The sequence below is a fragment of the Pseudomonas sp. B21-012 genome (assembly GCF_024749305.1).
Lineage (GTDB): Bacteria > Pseudomonadota > Gammaproteobacteria > Pseudomonadales > Pseudomonadaceae > Aquipseudomonas.
Genome location: NZ_CP087197.1, coordinates 183,233 through 199,685, shown reverse-complemented (window position 1 = coordinate 199,685; position 16,453 = coordinate 183,233). Strand labels below are relative to the sequence as shown.

Here is a 16,453-nt window from a genome sequence, read left to right as displayed (position 1 = left end):
AATTATTCCTCCGCCGCGTTATGGCGCAGACGGTTAATACGGGACTCGCTCCACTGCTTGAGCAGCAGGATGAAGAGCGCCAGGATCAGCAACAGGCTGGCGACGCTGAAGGCCGCAACGTGGTTGTATTCGTTGTAGAGAATCTCGACGTGCAGCGGCAAGGTGTTGGTGACCCCGCGAATATGCCCGGACACCACCGACACCGCACCGAACTCGCCCATCGCCCGCGCGGTACACAGCACCACGCCGTAGATCAGGCCCCATTTGATGTTGGGCAGGGTCACGTGCCAGAACATCTGCCAGCCGTTGGCGCCGAGCAGGCGCGCGGCCTCCTCTTCCTGGGTGCCCTGCTCCTGCATCAGCGGGATCAGTTCACGGGCCACGAACGGCACGGTGACGAAGATGGTCGCCAGAACGATACCCGGCAAGGCGAAGACGATCTGGATGTCGTGATCCTGCAACCACGGCCCGAACAGGCCCTGGGCGCCGAACATCAACACATAGACCAGGCCCGCGATCACCGGCGACACCGAGAATGGCAGGTCGATCAGCGTGACCAGGATGCTCTTGCCACGGAAGTTGTATTTGCTCACACACCAGGCAGCGCTGACCCCGAACACCAGGTTCAGCGGCACCGAGATGGCCACGGCGATCAGGGTCAGCTTCAACGCCGACAGGGCGTCGGGCTCGAAGATCGCCTCGAAGAACGTGCCCAGGCCCATTTTCAGGCCCTGGGACACCACGATCACCAGCGGCAGCAGCAGGAACAGGGCGAAGATCAACCAGCCAAGGCTGATCAGGATACGCCGTGAAGTGGCGCTGCCACGGCGGGCGGCATTGGCCGAAGCGGCCGCGCCAATAGAAGTCGCAGACATGGACGTGGCCTCCTTCAAGGGGTTTCGATGCGCCGCTGCAGCAAGTTGATCAGCAGCAACAGGATGAAGGAAACCACCAGCATCAACACGCCGATGGCGGTGGCGCCGGTGTAGTCGTACTGGTCGAGCTTGACCATGATCAGCAGCGGCAGGATTTCGGTCTTCATCGGCATGTTGCCAGCAATGAAGATCACCGAACCGTACTCGCCAACGCCACGGGCAAAGGCCAGGGCAAAACCGGTCAGCCAGGCCGGCAACAACGCCGGCGCCAGCACGTAGCGGAACACCTGCAGCGGCTTGGCGCCCAGGCAGGCGGCGGCCTCTTCGACTTCACGGGGAATGTCAGCCAGCACCGGCTGCACCGTGCGCACCACGAACGGCAGGGTCACGAAAGTCAGCGCCAGGGTGATGCCCAAGGGGGTGTAGGCGATCTTGAAACCGAGGTCGGTGGCGAACTGGCCGACCAGGCCGGCTGGCGCGTACAGCGCGGTCAGGGCAATGCCGGCCACCGCAGTAGGCAGGGCGAACGGCAAGTCGATCATCGCATCGATGATCTTGCGCCCGGGAAAGGTGTAGCGCACCAGCACCCAGGCCAGCAGGGTACCGATGATGCCGTTGATGATGGCAGCGTAGAGGGCAGTGCCGAAGCTCAGCTTGAGCGCCGCGAGCACCCGCGGGGCACTGACGATGGCCCAGAACTGCTCCCAGGTGAGCTGGGCGGCATGTATGAACATGGCGGCCAGCGGTATCAGCACAATCAGGCTGAGGTACACCAAGGTGTAGCCCAGCGTCAGCCCGAAGCCGGGTATGACGGGGGAAATACGACGTGACATAAAGGTCCCTGGTTGAACGCACGAAGCCCGGGACGAATCCCGGGCCCATGCTGGCTACTGAACGGCGATTATCCTGCCGGGCATCACTGCGCCGTGTAGATCTGGTCGAACACGCCACCATCGTTGAAGAACTTGGGTTGGGCAGTTTTCCAGCCACCGAAGTCTTTGTCGATAGTCACCAGGTCCAGTTTAGGGAACTGCTTGGCGTATTCGGCGGCGACTTGCGGATCACGCGGACGGTAGAAGTTCTCGGCCGCGATCTTCTGCCCGGCCGGGCTGTACAGGTGCTTGAGGTACGCCTCGGCGATCTGCTCGTTGCCCTTTTTCTGCGCGTTCTTGTCGACCACCGCCACTGGCGGTTCGGCAAGGATCGACAGCGACGGCACGACGATGTCGAACTTGTCGGCGCCACCGTCTTCCTTGAGGGCCAGGAAGGCTTCGTTTTCCCAGGCCAGCAACACGTCACCCTGACCGTTGTTGACGAAGGTGATGGTCGAGCCACGGGCGCCGGTGTCCAGTACCGGTACGTGCTTGAACAGCTCTTTCACGTACTCCTGGGCCTTGGCTTCGCTGCCACCGGCTTTCAGGCCGTAGGCCCAGGCGGCGAGGAAGTTCCAGCGGGCGCCGCCGGAAGTTTTCGGGTTCGGGGTAATGACCGAGACGTCCTTCTTGATCAGGTCGCCCCAGTCCTTGATGCCTTTCGGGTTGCCCTTGCGCACCAGGAAGACGATGGTCGAGGTGTACGGGGTGCTGGCGTCCGGCAGGCGGGTCTGCCAGTTGTCCGGCAGGGTCTTGCCGAGCTTGGCCACTTCGTCGATGTCGCCGGCCAGGGCCAGGGTCACCACGTCGGCACGCAGGCCGTCGATCACCGCGCGGGCCTGCTTGCCCGAACCCCCGTGGGACTGCTGGATCTTCACCTTGTCGTCCGGGTGAGCCTGCTGCCAGTGCTTGATGAACTCGGCGTTGTACTGCTGATACAACTCGCGGGTCGGATCATAGGACACGTTCAGCAGTTCGTAGTCCTTGGCGATTGCGGAACCGGCAAAAACGGCGCTGGCGAGTGCAGCCAGGGCATAACGGCGGATGGACATGGTGAAGCTCCCGATTGGCGTATTTTTCTAATTAGGTGGCGCGATAATCAGCTGGGCTTGTTGCCGGGGTTCTGCAGGCGGAACTTTTCCTTGCGTTCGATCTGGACGACCTGGGCGTTGTGCACGGTGATTTCCACCGCGCCAAACCGCAGGTCGCGCAGGGCGCTCTGGATTTCGCGCAGAATGGTGGCTTCGTCCTGACCGTCAACGCTACGCAGAGATGCGCTCATGCTCGTGCTCCTGTGATATGGGTGCCGTGCAGTGCGTGAAGGGGAGCGACTGCGCCTGGCTTGAGGGCAATCTTAGGGGGGCGCGAATATTCTTAAAAATACTATTTAAGAATTTTTATATAACTGAAATAGAGTTTCGCGGGACAAGTCGGATCGCCGCCCCGCCGCACCTGCACTTATAGGAGCGGGCTTGCCCCGCGATAGGGCCCTCAAGCCCAGCGCAATTGCTGTGCCGGCACCGGCCGGCCAAACCAGTAGCCCTGGCCCAGCTGGCATTGCTGCTCCAGCAGAAAGCGCGCCTGCTCGGCCTGCTCGATACCCTCGGCATGCACCAGCATGCCCATGCTCCGGGCCAGGGCGATGATCACCCGGACAATCGCCACATCGTCTTCATCACAAGGCAAGCCGGCGACAAAGCCCTGGTCGATCTTGAGCTTCTGCACCGGCAGACGCTTGAGCCGCAGCAGCGACGAATAACCGGTGCCAAAGTCATCGATGGCCAGGCGCAAGCCCAGTTCACGCAAGCGGTGCAGTTGCTCGAGCGCCACCTCGGGGTCTTCCATCACCGCGCTTTCGGTCACTTCCAGCTCCAGCAGGGCGGGGTCCAGCGCCGTATCGTGCAGCACCTGCGCGACCTGCTGATAGAGGTCGCGATGGCCAAACAGACGACTGGAAATATTCACCGCGACAAACTCCAGTGCCCGCCCCTCGGCCTGCCACTTAACCATCTGCAGACAGGCCTGGCGCAGCACCCAGGTGTCGATATCGGCAATCAGCCCGGTGCGTTCGGCAATCGGGATGAACTCCCCGGGCGGCACCAGCCCGCGCTGCGGATGTTGCCAACGCACCAGTGCCTCGACGCCAATCATCTTGCTGCTGAACAGGTCGTGCACCGGCTGGTAATAGACCCGCAGCTCTTCCTGCTCCAGGGCGCGGCGCAGCTCGCCAGCGGTTTCGACCCGCTGCTGGGCATGGGCGGTCAGCTCCTCGGTGTACAGCGCATAACCGGCGCGCCCGCAGGTTTTGGCCTTGAACAGCGCCGAGTCGGCATTGCGCAGCAATTGCTCGGCGCTCAGGGCGTCGCTGGGGAACAGGCTGATGCCGATGCTGACGCTGATGAACAGGCGCTGGCGGTCGACTTCGAACGGCGCCTTCATGCCGTCGATGATGCTCTGGGCCAAGGCCGCGGCCTGGCCGACCTGCGGGCAGTTCTCGGCGAGCACGGCGAACTCGTCACCGCCCAGGCGCGCCAGGGTCACGCCGTTGCCCAGCAGCGCCTTCAAGCGCTCGCCGACCCCCTTGAGCAACTGGTCGCCGATGTTGTGACCGAGGCTGTCGTTGATGCTCTGGAAATGATCGAGGTCGAGCAGCAGCAAGGCGCAACCGCGCTTGTTGCTCTGCGCTGCGGCCAGGGCCTGCTGGGTGCGGTCGTTGAACAGCAGGCGGTTGGGCAGGTCGGTGAGCGGATCGTGATGGGCAAGGTAGGCCAGCTCGCGCTCGGAATGCTTGATCGCGCTGATGTCGCTGAATACCGCAACGTAATGGCTCAACTCGCCGCTGTCATCGCTGATGGCGCAGATGGTCTGCCATTGCGGATACACCTCGCCGCTTTTGCGCCGGTTCCAGATCTCGCCGCTCCACTCACCCTTTTCGGCCAGGGTGGCGTAGATCTGCTGGTAGAACGCCGGGCCGTGGCGGCCGGACTTGAACTTGCTCGGGCGCTGGCCGAGCACTTCGTCCTTGTCGTAGCCGGTGATCTGCATGAACGCCCGGTTGACGTGCACGATCAGGCCATCGCGGTCGGTGACCAATACCCCTTCAAGGGTGCTGTCGAACACCGCCGCCGCCATGCGCAGGCGCTCGCGGTCCTCGCGGCGCAAGCGCACGCCGACGCCAATGAAGTTGAGCAAACGGGCGCGCGAGACAAAAATCAGCAAGGCGCTGCACAGCACCCAGAAGTGCGCGCTGATCAGTTGCCAGCGGGCGATTTGCTCGGGAGCATCGAAAAGACTGTTCAATAATTGATCAGACAGAGCCAGCCACAGTACCGACAGCACGAGGTAGAGCGCCGCCATGCGCATGGCGTCTCGAATGGAAGCAGACATAAGGTCCCGGGCAAACCCACAAAAATTTGTGGGGGATTATAGGGTAGAAACATCCGGTGACCTCCTATCTAAAAGGCCGACTGGTTTTATTTGCTGGCGCAGGGATAATGTTTCCCGCTGTTCCCTATGTTTTTGAGGGCCATTTAGCCTATGTGGTACGAAGGTTTGCTCAACTTGTCAGTGTGGCAATTGCTGGCAGTTACCCTGGTAATGACGCATGTGACCATCGTCAGTGTCACCGTTTACCTGCACCGTTACTCTGCCCACCGCTCGCTGGAACTCAACGCCGGGCTCAAGCACTTTTTCCGTTTCTGGCTGTGGCTGACCACGGCGCAGAACACCCGCGAGTGGACTGCCATCCACCGCAAGCACCACGCCAAATGCGAAACCGTCGATGACCCGCACAGCCCGGTGATCAAGGGCCTGTCCACGGTGCTGCGCAAGGGCGCCGAGCTGTACCGCGAAGAGGCGCAGAACCCGGAAACCTTGCGTATCTACGGCAAGAACTGCCCGGAAGACTGGATCGAACGCAACCTCTACAGCCGCTACAAGCTCGGTGGCATCGCCCTCATGGCGGTGATCGACCTGCTGCTGTTCGGCACCGCCGGCATCACCATCTGGGCGGTGCAGATGATGTGGATTCCGTTCTGGGCTGCCGGCGTGGTCAACGGCCTGGGCCATGCGGTCGGCTATCGCAACTTCGAATGCCGCGACGCCGCCACCAACCTGGTGCCCTGGGGCATCATCATTGGTGGTGAAGAACTGCACAACAACCACCACACCTACCCCAACTCGGCCAAGCTCTCGGTCAAGCGTTGGGAGTTCGACATGGGCTGGGCCTGGATCAAGCTGTTCTGCTGGCTGCGCCTGGCCAAGGTGCAACGCGTCGCGCCCATCGCCCACCGGGTCGAAGGCAAGGGCCAGCTGGACATGGACACCGCCATGGCGATCCTCAACAACCGCTTCCAGATCATGGCCCAGTACCGCAAGCTGGTGATCGCGCCGCTGGTCAAGCAGGAGCTGGCCCGCGTCGACGACTCGGTGCGCCACCAGTTCCGCCGCGCCAAGCGCTTGCTGTCGCGGGAGACCAGCCTGCTGGAAGACCGTCACCACCTGCGCATCCAGACCATGCTCGAGCACAGCCAGGCGCTCAAGACCATCTACGAAAAACGCCTGGCCCTGCAGCAAATCTGGGTACGTACCAGCGCCAACGGCCACGACATGCTCGCGGCCATGAAAGACTGGGTGCACGAAGCCGAAGCCAGCGGTATCCAGTCGCTGCGCGACTTCGCCGCCCAGCTCAAGACGTACTCGCTGCGCCCTGCCCTGGCCTGATGCCGTTGATCGGCGCGCCCGTCCCGCGGCGCGCCGACCGGAACTTAGCCGCCTAATCTCACTCTGACAGGCATATCGCCCGCGTGGCGGGCCGGGTCGTGGCCGCACGCCCCCGTCGTGAGAATTTCCGCGCAAATGGTCAAGAACAAACCAACAACCCTGGCCTGCAATCCGCCACCTGAAGCCGCCCAGACCCTGCTGGCCCTGATGCACGCCCAAGGCGAAGTCGCGCGCCTGAGCGAGCGTGAACAGCTGTTCAGCTCGTTGCTCGACAGCGTTAACGCCGTGCTCTGGGCCTTCGACTGGGAAAGCCGCCAGGTGCTTTACGTCAGCCCCGCCTACGAGCGCATTTTTGGCCGCCCGGCCGGCCTGCTGCTGGCTGACTTCAATGAGTGGCGCGACAGCATCTACCCCGACGACCTCGACTACGCCGAACGCAGCCTGGCCGAAGTGCTGGTCAAAGGCGCAGTGGAAGACCGCGAATACCGCATCATCGCCGCCGACGGCCAGGTGCGCTGGATCAGCGACAAATGCTTCATCAACCAGCAAGCCGACCCCAGCCAGCGGGTGATCATCGTTGGCATGGCCGAGGACATCACCGAAAAGAAGCAGCTCGAAGGCGAGCTGCAGCGCCTGGCCACCACCGACGTCCTGACCCAGAGCAGCAACCGCCGGCACTTTTTCGAGTGTGCCCAGCACGCTTTCGAAACCGCGCGACTGGAGCACACGCCGTTGGCGTTCCTGCTGCTCGACATCGATGACTTCAAGCAGATCAACGACACCTACGGCCATCAGGAAGGCGACTATGTGCTGCAGCGCATCGCCGACACCGGCAAGGCGGTGTTGCGCCGTGGTGATCAGTTCGGGCGCATTGGCGGTGAAGAATTCGCCGCAGTGTTTCCGGGTTGCACCCCAGAGATCGCCCAGCAGATTGCCGAACGCCTGCAGCGCGAGATCCAGCGCTTGAGCTTCAGCCATGACGAAAAGGTATTTGGAGTGACGGTGAGCCAGGGGCTGACCGGGATTACTGAAGAAGATGAGTCGCTGGACAGCCTGTTCGCCCGGGCGGATGCGGCCATGTACCAGGCCAAGCGCCAGGGCAAGAATCAGATTGTAAGAGGCTGAAAAGCATCGCTGGCCTTACCAGCGATTGGGCCGCACAGCGGCCCCAGAATCTCAAACCTTGCGCAACCTGCCCAGCTCCGCCATCCCCACCTTGAGCAAGCGCGCCGTCTTGCTTTCAGCCAGGCCTTCGAGCCCCTGATCCGCCGGCAGGCGCGCCAGTTGCCCGGCCAGGTTCATCACCAGCGCATCGCGTGAATACACGCCGCCGCCCAACTGGTAGATCGCTGCAATCAGCTCACGCAGCTCCAGCGGCAAGCGCCAGCGGGTGCGCAGCGCCGAGCCGAACGCCGCGCCAAACTCGTTGAGCGACAGCTCCACCGAGTCTTCATCCAGCTCACCGCCGGCCTGCTGCCATTCCTGCAAACAACGCAACAGCGCCAGATCGCCCAGGCAATGCAGCAGGCCGGCGCAATAGCAGCGCTCCTGCTCGAGCTCGAGCATACGGGCCAGGGTTCGCGCGTATTCGGCAGTGTGCAGTGACAACTCCCAGAAATGCTCGGCATGACGCGACAGGATCGGATCACTGAGTTTGGCGCTGCGCTTGAGCGCAAGCCCCAGTATCAAGTTCATGCTCTGGGTGGTGCCCAGCTTGTTCAGCGCCTGCATCAGGCTCTGCACCGCGCCATCGCGATGCAATGCGGCGCTGTTGGCGGCGGCAATGAGCACGGCGGTAACCTGCGGGTCATTGCGGATCTCGGCCTCCAGCACCTTGAGGTCCAGGCCCTGGGGTTGCAGGCTGCGCTTGATCGCCAGTTTCACGTCAGCAAACAGCGGGCCGCCATCGGAATTGGCGCGACGCCCTTCGAGAAAACGCGGCAAGGTCGAGCCCGGCTGCAACGGCGGCACCGGACAGGCAACCTCCTCGCCGGCGCTGAGCAGCAGGTCTTCCAGGCGCTGACGCAGCGAATCCATGTTCAACGGCTTGCTCAGGTATGCGGTGGGTGCGAACGGCAGCACCTCGCGGACACTGGCGGCATCACTGCGGTTGCTCATGAGAATGAACGGCAGCGCCGGCTGGCGGCCTTTGGCCCGTACGTTGCGCAGCAAGTCGAGGCCGTCGCCGCCGGGCAGCTCGCGCGCGGCGATGATCAGGTCCGGCTTGCTGGCCAGCGCCGCCAGCGCCTGCGAGCCATCGGCACACACCTGCAAACGCGCATCGCAGCGCACGCTCAGCAGCATCTGGCTCAGCATGTCCCGCACCCAGGGGTCGCCTTCGGCAATCAGCACGCAAGGTGCCTGGGCGGGCTCTACAACGCTCATACACAACTCTCCCGATATTCCGCTACACGCAATCCTGTGCACCTTCCAAGGTGTCTCCTTACAGGCAACCTTAGCCGCCTGGCCTTCCTTTGGGCGAAAAAAAACCCGCCGAAGCGGGTTTTTCTTCTAATGCGTCACAGTTTACGCAAGTTCTGCGAAGCACTCTTCGATGATTGCCAGACCTTGGTCCAGTTGCTCATCAGGCGAGGTCAGCGGAACCAGGATACGCAGGACGTTGCCGTAAGTGCCGCACGACAGCAGGATCAGACCCTTGTCACGCGCCTTGGCCACAACCGAGGCTACAGCGGCAGCGTTAGGGGTGTGGGAACCGGCTTTGTCGAACACTTCAATAGCGATCATCGAACCCAGGGCACGCACGTCACCGATGATCGGGTGCTTGTCCTGGATCTTGCGCAGGCCGGCGACCAGGCGCTCGCCAACGGCCTTGCTGCGGTCCAGCAGTTTTTCTTCTTCGAACACTTCCATCACGGCCAGGGCCGCGGCGCAAGCGATCGGGCTACCAGCGTAGGTGCCGCCCAAGCCGCCTGGAGCGATGGCGTCCATGTACTCGGCCTTGCCGCACACACCGGCCAGCGGGAAGCCGCCAGCGATGGACTTGGCGAAGGTGGTCAGGTCTGGAGCAACGCCCATCTGTTCCATGGCGAAGAAGGTACCGGTACGGCCAGCGCCGGTCTGAACTTCGTCGGCGATCAGGAGGATGCCGTGCTGGTCGCACAGGGCACGCAGGCGCTTCATGAACTCTTTCGGTGCAACGTAGAAACCACCTTCGCCCTGAACTGGCTCGAGGATGATTGCGGCGATGTCACGGGCTTCGGCGTCGTTCTTGAAGATGCGTTCGATGGATGCGATCGAGTCGTCGATGCTCACGCCGTGCAGTTCGTTCGGGTAGATGGCGCGGAAGATGCCGCCTGGCATCAGGCCCATGCCGGCCGAGTAAGGCACGACTTTACCGGTCAGGCCCAGGGTCATCATGGTGCGACCGTGGTAGGCGCCGGTGAAGGCGATTACGCCGGCACGGCCAGTGGCGGCACGGGCGATCTTGATGGCGTTCTCAACGGCTTCGGAACCGGTGGTAACCAGCAGGGTTTTCTTGGCGAAGTCGCCTGGCACCTTGGCGTTGATCTTTTCGCACAGCTCGACGTAAGGCTCGTAGGCCAGTACCTGGAAGCAGGTGTGGGTCAGCTTGTGCAGTTGGGCTTCAACGGCAGCGATGATTTTCGGGTGCACGTGACCGGTGTTCAGTACCGCGATACCGCCGGCGAAGTCGATGAACTCGCGGCCTTCGACGTCAGTGACGGTGGCGTTTTTTGCCGACTCGGCGAAGATTGGGTGGATCTGGCCAACACCGCGTGGAACAGCGGCGACACGACGTTGCATCAAAGATTCGTTGGTCTTGCTCATAATGTCCTCAATTCGCCACACACAAGGTGGCGCGATTCAAGTCGGAGTGGCCGGTATTCAACTGCAGGCAGCATGCGTTGATCGACTGCTGCAGGGGCCCAGGCCACTGGATGTACGGTGTAAAAAAGGCCAGCGAGACGTCGCTCTCGCGCCCCGCTGGCAGAGGTAAAGCTTTACGCTGCGATCAGACGCTGATGCACAGGTATTTGATTTCCAGGTAGTCCTCGATGCCGTACTTGGAGCCTTCGCGGCCCAGGCCCGAAGCCTTGATACCGCCAAACGGCGCGACTTCGTTGGAGATCAGACCGGTGTTGATACCGACCATGCCGTACTCCAGGGCTTCGGCGACACGGAACACACGGCTCATGTCACGGGCATAGAAGTACGAGGCCAGGCCGAACTCGGTGTCGTTGGACATGGCGATGACTTCGGCCTCGTCCTTGAAACGGAACAGCGGCGCCAGCGGGCCGAAGGTTTCTTCCTTGGCCACGGCGGCGTTCTTCGGTACGTCGACCAGAATGGTCGGCTCGAAGAAGTTGCCTTCGATCAGCTTGCCGCCGCTGAGCACCTTGGCGCCCTTGGCGACTGCGTCTTCGATGTGTTCCTGGACCTTGGCCACGGCCTTGCCGTCGATCAGCGGGCCGGTAGTGGTGCCGTCTTCCAGGCCGTTGCCGATTTTCAGCTTGGCCACTGCGGCCTTGAGCTTCTCGGCGAAGGCATCGTAGACGCCGTCCTGAACGTAGATACGGTTGGCGCAGACGCAGGTCTGGCCGTTGTTGCGGTACTTGGAGATGATCGCGCCGTCGACGGCCTTGTCCAGGTCAGCGTCGTCGAACACGATGAACGGCGCGTTGCCGCCCAGCTCGAGGGAAACCTTCTTGATGTCCTTGGCGCATTCGGCCATCAGTTGGCGACCGATCTCGGTGGAGCCGGTGAACGACAGCTTGCGCACGATCGGGTTGCCGGTCAGCTCGCTGCCGATGTCGCCGGCGCTGCCGGTGACTACGCTGAGCACGCCAGCCGGGATACCGGCACGGGTGGCCAGCTCAACCAGGGCCAGGGCCGAGTACGGGGTTTGCGAAGCAGGCTTGAGCACCATGGTGCAGCCAGCGGCCAGGGCCGGACCGGCTTTACGGGTGATCATCGCCGCCGGGAAGTTCCACGGGGTGATGGCTGCGGTCACGCCGATCGGCTGCTTGATCACGATCAGGCGCTTGTCTGGCTGGTGGCCGGGGATGGTGTCGCCGTACACGCGCTTGGCTTCTTCGGCGAACCACTCGATAAAGGAAGCGGCATAGGCGATTTCGCCCTTGGCTTCGGCCAGTGGCTTGCCCTGCTCGGTGGTCATCAGGCGGGCCAGGTCATCCTGGTGCTCGATCATCAGCTCGAACCAGCGACGCAGCTTGCCAGCACGTTCTTTGGCGGTCAGCGCACGCCAGGCCGGCAGCGCCTTGTCGGCGGCCTCGATGGCACGGCGGGTTTCAGCGGCGCCCATCTTCGGCACAGTGCCGATGATCTCGCCCGTTGCCGGGTTGTTGACCTTGATCGTCTGGCCGTTGTCCGCGTCCAGCCACTCTCCATTAATGAAGGCTTGCTGGCGGAACAACTGGGCGTCTTTAAGCTGCATGTCGGGCTTCCTTAACTGCACCGTGCAGGCACGGAGCGAATTATTGATTGTAGAAAAAGGAGAGCGTTTGAAATCTCAAACGAATCCTAGGATCAACGACGAGAAAGGACAATAGGGTGTTCGAAAAAAAGAACAAAAAGCGCTGTGCGGCGGATTTTTTCGGATCAACGTCACTTATAGCCCCTGGAGTGTGCGAAATCGACCACAGCCATTTCGACGATGGACGCCGCCAGCCTAGATGGGTATTATGGCGCCCGCGTTGCACTCGTAGCTCAGCTGGATAGAGTACTGCCCTCCGAAGGCAGGGGTCGTGGGTTCGAATCCCGCCGAGTGCGCCATATCGATCAAGGCTCAGGTGAATACCTGGGCCTTTTTTGTTTTCCGGCCCAGTTACTCCCTGTGTGGGAGCGGGCTTGCCCCGCGATCCGATACGGCAGACAAACCGCGATCGCGATGCAAGTCGGGTCGTCGCACCGCCGCCCCTACCGGGTTAGAAACTCAGGCGCGCACCGGCATACAGCGTGCGCCCAGGCCCCGGTTCGTAGTAACGCCCGGCGCCATCGTTGATGCGCAGGTTGTCGTAGTACTGGCGGTCACTGAGGTTATCCACACCCAGGTACGGCTCCAGGGTCTGGCCGCCAAGATCAAACTGCTTGCCAAGGCGCAAGTTGAGCAAAGCGACCCCGGCCACCCGCGCGCTGTTGGCGTTGTCTGCGTACTGCGGGCCGTAGGCATTCATGTTCACGCGCGCATAAAAGCCATCACGCTCGTAAGCCACTTCGCTAAACAACGTCTGACGCGGGATGCCCGGCAGGCGGTTGTCGTCAAAGCCGTTGAAGTCGGTGTAGCGGTAGTTGTTGAAGCTGTAGGCCATGGACAGACGCCAGTGCTCCAGCACCTGGTAGTCGGCGCTCAGCTCAACGCCGTCGCGGCGCGACTTGCCGGCGTTGCGGTAGAAGGTCTGGCCGCCGTCGACGTAAGGCACCAGCTCATCCTCAAGCGCGATGCTGTAAAGCACCGCCTCGGCGCGCACGTCGCTCCATTCGCCTTTGATTCCCAGCTCACGGTTGAGCGCCTTGGCCGGTTGCAGGCCCGGGTTGAAGCCGCCACCTGCCGGGTTGGCCAGTTCGTTGACCGTGGGCGTTTCGAACGAGGTGGCGACGCGGGCGTAGACCAGGTAATGCTCGCTCAGGCGATAGCTGAGGCCGGCGCTGTAGTTCCAGTCATCCAGCGTGCGCGAGCCGGAGTCGTCGCCGTCCCCCTCGAAACGGTCGTCCACCGCCAGGCGCATGCTGTCGTAGCGCCCGCCCAGGGTCAGTTGCCAGCGCTCGCTGAGGTCGATGCTGTCTTGCAGGTACAGGCCAACGCTGCCGGCCTTCTCTTGCTGACGCAGGGTCAGTGCCCCGGTGCCACCGCCGATCTGGTTGTTGTGGCGTTCACGCTCATCGCGCTGCTGTTCAAGATCGACACCGGCGGTGACGTGTTGATCCAGGCCGAACCAGCTGGCCTTGTGCGTGTACTGCCCGCCTACTCCGGCGAACAGCCGGGTGTAAGAGGTTTGCCCGCCGTTGGCGTAAGGCAGGCGGTTGCCAAACTCGCGGCGCCCCAGCCAGCTGCGCACTTGATAGCTGTCGGCCTCGCCAAGATCGCCCGTCCAGTTCAGCGCCAGACGCTGCTGGGTGATGTCTTCGTCGGAGTTGTACAACAGGCTCTGGGCGCGGGCCTGGTCACGTTTGGCGTGCACTTCGGCGAGGGTCAGGGCGCCAGGGTCTTCGGAACGGTTGTCGAGCGCCTGGAACGTTACCCCCAGTTGCCCGGCATCGCCCTGCCAGCGCAGCTTGCCGGTAAGGTTGCGCGCCTCGGAGCTGGAGTGCTGGCGATAGCCGTCGAGGTTGGTGACATTGAGCGCCAGCAGGCCGCCAAGGTTGCCGGAGGTGCCGCTGGTTTCCGCACGCAGGCGTTGGTAGCCATACTCGCCACCACTGACATCGATGGACGATTGCGGTGTCAGCGACGGCTCGCGGGTCTGGATTGCCAATACCCCGCCTGCACCGTTGCCATAAAGCGTCGAGGCCGAGCCGCGGATCACTTCGACGCGCTCCACCAGGCCCAGGTCTACGCCGTCCATTTCGGTCTGGCCATCGGGCATGGTCAGCGGTACGCCGTCGACCATCACGCGAATGCCGCGCATGCCGAAGCTCGAACGCGCACCAAAGCCACGAATCGACAGGCGCATGCCCTGGGCCATGTTGTAGCGGCTCTGCGACACGGTGCCGGGAACGGCCGAAAGCAGGCCATCGAGGGTCAGCAGTTGCTCGCCGGGCTTCTCGGCGATGTCCACGGCGCTTACCGAAGCCGGGGTCTGCAACCAGGCGGAATTGACCCGGGTCGAGGTCACTTCCAGCGGCGCCAGTTCGACGCTGTCGGCACAGGCGCTACCGGCGCCGAGCAACAGGAGGGTCATGACGGAGTGCCGCCTGGTAAACATGCTGAATCCTTGAATCGATAGGGACAGAAAACGCAGGAAAACCTGCGCTGAAAAAATTGGCGCAGCAGCAACAGCCAGTTATAAGGCAAAATGCTACTAACTGATTCGCATTTAACGAGTCAGACCCCTGGAATACACCAGCAAGAAGGATCTTTATGAAGCGGTTCGCTGTGACCCCGGCCCGGTGGGTCGGGATGCTGTGCTGCCTGTTCGCCTTGAACATCGCACAGGCCAAGGACGACGGTACCGACCCCTCCGTCACCATCGAAAAGGACATTCTACGCACCGTGGTGGCCGAAGACGGCAGCTACGCCGCCACCCAGGACCTGGTCCTGCTGATCAATGAAGAACGCGCGATCCAGGCCAAGGCCCAGCAGTCGTTGTACTACAACCGCACCCTGGAAACCCTCGAGGTGACCCAGGCCTACACCCAGAAACCCGATGGCCGCAAAGTGCAGGTCAGCCCCGAGCAGATCAAGGAGCAACAGGAGCAGCAATCGTCCCAAGCGCCGATGTTCCATGACAGCCTGGTCAAGGTAGTGATCTTCCCCGAAGTCGCCGTCGGCGATCGCCTGGTGCTGAGCTTCAAGAAACAGCGCAAGACCCCGCTGTTCCCTGGCCAGTTCGAAGACCTGGCGATGCCGCAGTTCCACCCGACCCAGCAGTTCACCCTGATCTACGACCTGCCGAAGAACCTCAAGCTCAATGCCGAGGCCAAGGGCTTCAAGGCGTCCAGCCCGAAGGCCGAGCCTGGGCGCAAGGTCTACCAGTGGGATTATGTGCAGGGTGACAACGCCCGTACAGAACTGGGCGCAGTAGCCTACTCGGACTACGGCAAGTACCTGGCGGTTTCCACCTTCGCTGACTACAGCGAGTTCGCCAAAGCCTACGCGGCGCGCGCCAACAGCGAAGTGACGCCCGCCATCCGCGAACTGGCAGAAAAGCTCACGGCCAAGATCGACGACCCGCGCGACAAGGCCCTGGCCCTGGGTGACTGGGTGCGCCGCAACATTCGCTACGTGGCGGTTTACATCGGTGCTGGCGGCGTGGTGCCGCATGCCGCCGATACCGTGCTGAGCAACCGTTATGGCGACTGCAAGGACCACGTGGCCCTGCTCGAAGCGCTGCTGGCCGCAGTCAATATCGACAGCACCCCGGCGCTGATCAACCTCGGCAATGCCTACGCGTTACCCAAGGTGCCGACCCTGGGCGTGATCAACCACGTGATCACCTACATCCCGAGCCTGGACCTGTACCTGGACTCCACCGCCGAAGCCATTGCCAGCGGCTACCTGCCCGCTCCGGTGCTGGACAAACCCACCGTGCTGAGCCGCTCCGGCAAGCTCGGCCACACTCCGGCCACTCAGGCAGGCCTGGTGCACAACAGCACCACCTACACCGTGGCCAGCAGCGGCGCCGCCGACTTCAGCCACGCTTCGAAAATCGACGGCTGGGCCGCCGAGATGAACCGCTGGATGATGCGCAACATGCAACCGGCCGAGCGCGACCTGCTGACCCAGCGCATCCTCGCCGCCTACGGCCAGCGCGGCAGCGGCAAGATCAGCAGCGACGACCTGGAAACCAGCGGCGCCTTCGAGATGCACATCAACGGTCGCAGCGAAAACCTGGTCAACCTGCCCGGCCCGATCGGCGTGCCGACCCTGACCAGCCTGGCGGGCGGCATCGCCCAGAATATCTTCGGCTTTATCGCTGAAAAGCAGCGCACCCAGGACTTCACCTGCATCTCCGGCATCACCGAAGAACAAGCGCGCTTCGAGTTCCCGGCCGACGTCAAGATCATCGCCGCGCCCAAGCCTGTGAGCCTCAAGGACAAACACTTCGACTACAGCGCCGACTATGCCCTGCAAGGCAACAGCCTGGTGATCAAACGCCGCCTGGACTTCCACAACCCGAAAGCGGTGTGCAGCGTGAAAGACTTCGAAAAGATGAAGCCAACCCTGGACGCCATGCTCAACGACCTGAACAGTCAGGTGATCGTGCAGAAGAGCTGAGGTACTGCGCCCTGCCAAATCCCTCGGGAGGTCAGCAGGGCGCTGTCACT

Annotated in this window: 12 protein-coding genes and 1 tRNA gene; 4 read left to right on the top strand and 9 right to left on the bottom strand. The window is 62.5% G+C overall.

Going from position 1 to position 16,453, the window contains the following annotated elements; genetic code table 11:
- Positions 1-2 precede the first annotated feature (2 nt).
- From cysW to dibA, 5 genes are all read right to left on the bottom strand, one after another.
- Positions 3-875, bottom strand: a complete 873-nt coding sequence (gene cysW / locus LOY37_RS00860) for a sulfate ABC transporter permease subunit CysW (RefSeq protein ID WP_045201758.1) — start codon at positions 873-875, stop codon at positions 3-5.
- Between the two features lie 14 nt (positions 876-889).
- A complete protein-coding gene (gene cysT / locus LOY37_RS00855; protein ID WP_010222098.1) occupies positions 890-1,708 on the bottom strand; it encodes a sulfate ABC transporter permease subunit CysT in 819 nt (272 codons plus the stop codon).
- An 83-nt stretch (positions 1,709-1,791) separates the two neighbouring features.
- Positions 1,792-2,799, bottom strand: a complete 1,008-nt coding sequence (locus tag LOY37_RS00850) for a sulfate ABC transporter substrate-binding protein (protein ID WP_258716131.1) — start codon at positions 2,797-2,799, stop codon at positions 1,792-1,794.
- A gap of 47 nt (positions 2,800-2,846) precedes the next feature.
- Positions 2,847-3,029, bottom strand: coding sequence for a sulfur starvation response protein OscA (gene oscA / locus LOY37_RS00845; RefSeq protein ID WP_007941032.1), 183 nt, complete (start codon positions 3,027-3,029; stop codon positions 2,847-2,849).
- A gap of 209 nt (positions 3,030-3,238) precedes the next feature.
- Positions 3,239-5,134, bottom strand: coding sequence for a phosphodiesterase DibA (gene dibA / locus LOY37_RS00840; protein WP_258716130.1), 1,896 nt, complete (start codon positions 5,132-5,134; stop codon positions 3,239-3,241).
- A gap of 150 nt (positions 5,135-5,284) precedes the next feature.
- On the opposite strand from dibA, the gene desA reads away from it, so the two are divergent.
- Positions 5,285-6,469: a delta-9 fatty acid desaturase DesA gene (gene desA, locus LOY37_RS00835; protein WP_195885418.1), complete on the top strand. Its 1,185-nt coding sequence runs from the start codon at positions 5,285-5,287 to the stop codon at positions 6,467-6,469.
- 135 nt (positions 6,470-6,604) lie between these two features.
- Positions 6,605-7,594 carry a sensor domain-containing diguanylate cyclase gene (locus tag LOY37_RS00830; protein WP_258716129.1) on the top strand — a complete coding sequence of 330 codons (990 nt, stop codon included), beginning with the start codon at positions 6,605-6,607 and terminating at the stop codon, positions 7,592-7,594.
- A gap of 51 nt (positions 7,595-7,645) precedes the next feature.
- On the opposite strand, the gene LOY37_RS00825 is transcribed toward LOY37_RS00830, so the two are convergent.
- The 3 genes from LOY37_RS00825 to gabD all read right to left on the bottom strand — a co-directional run bounded on the left by LOY37_RS00825 (position 7,646) and on the right by gabD (position 11,903).
- A complete protein-coding gene (locus LOY37_RS00825; RefSeq protein WP_258716128.1) occupies positions 7,646-8,854 on the bottom strand; it encodes a response regulator in 1,209 nt (402 codons plus the stop codon).
- A gap of 141 nt (positions 8,855-8,995) precedes the next feature.
- Positions 8,996-10,276, bottom strand: coding sequence for a 4-aminobutyrate--2-oxoglutarate transaminase (gene gabT / locus LOY37_RS00820; protein ID WP_038997739.1), 1,281 nt, complete (start codon positions 10,274-10,276; stop codon positions 8,996-8,998).
- A 184-nt stretch (positions 10,277-10,460) separates the two neighbouring features.
- Positions 10,461-11,903 carry an NADP-dependent succinate-semialdehyde dehydrogenase gene (gene gabD, locus LOY37_RS00815; RefSeq protein ID WP_045201748.1) on the bottom strand — a complete coding sequence of 481 codons (1,443 nt, stop codon included), beginning with the start codon at positions 11,901-11,903 and terminating at the stop codon, positions 10,461-10,463.
- A 261-nt stretch (positions 11,904-12,164) separates the two neighbouring features.
- Between gabD and LOY37_RS00810 the strand changes: the two genes are divergently transcribed.
- Positions 12,165-12,241: transfer RNA gene (locus LOY37_RS00810), tRNA-Arg, on the top strand.
- A gap of 152 nt (positions 12,242-12,393) precedes the next feature.
- Here LOY37_RS00810 and LOY37_RS00805 read toward each other — a convergent pair.
- Entirely contained in the window at positions 12,394-14,367 is a 1,974-nt protein-coding gene (locus LOY37_RS00805; protein WP_258608801.1) for a TonB-dependent receptor, read from the bottom strand.
- Positions 14,368-14,546: 179 nt separating this feature from the next.
- Between LOY37_RS00805 and LOY37_RS00800 the strand changes: the two genes are divergently transcribed.
- The gene (locus LOY37_RS00800) at positions 14,547-16,403 is read left to right on the top strand and encodes a DUF3857 and transglutaminase domain-containing protein (RefSeq protein ID WP_258716127.1); all 1,857 of its coding nucleotides are present in this window, start codon (positions 14,547-14,549) and stop codon (positions 16,401-16,403) included.
- The last annotated feature ends 50 nt before the right edge of the window (positions 16,404-16,453 follow it).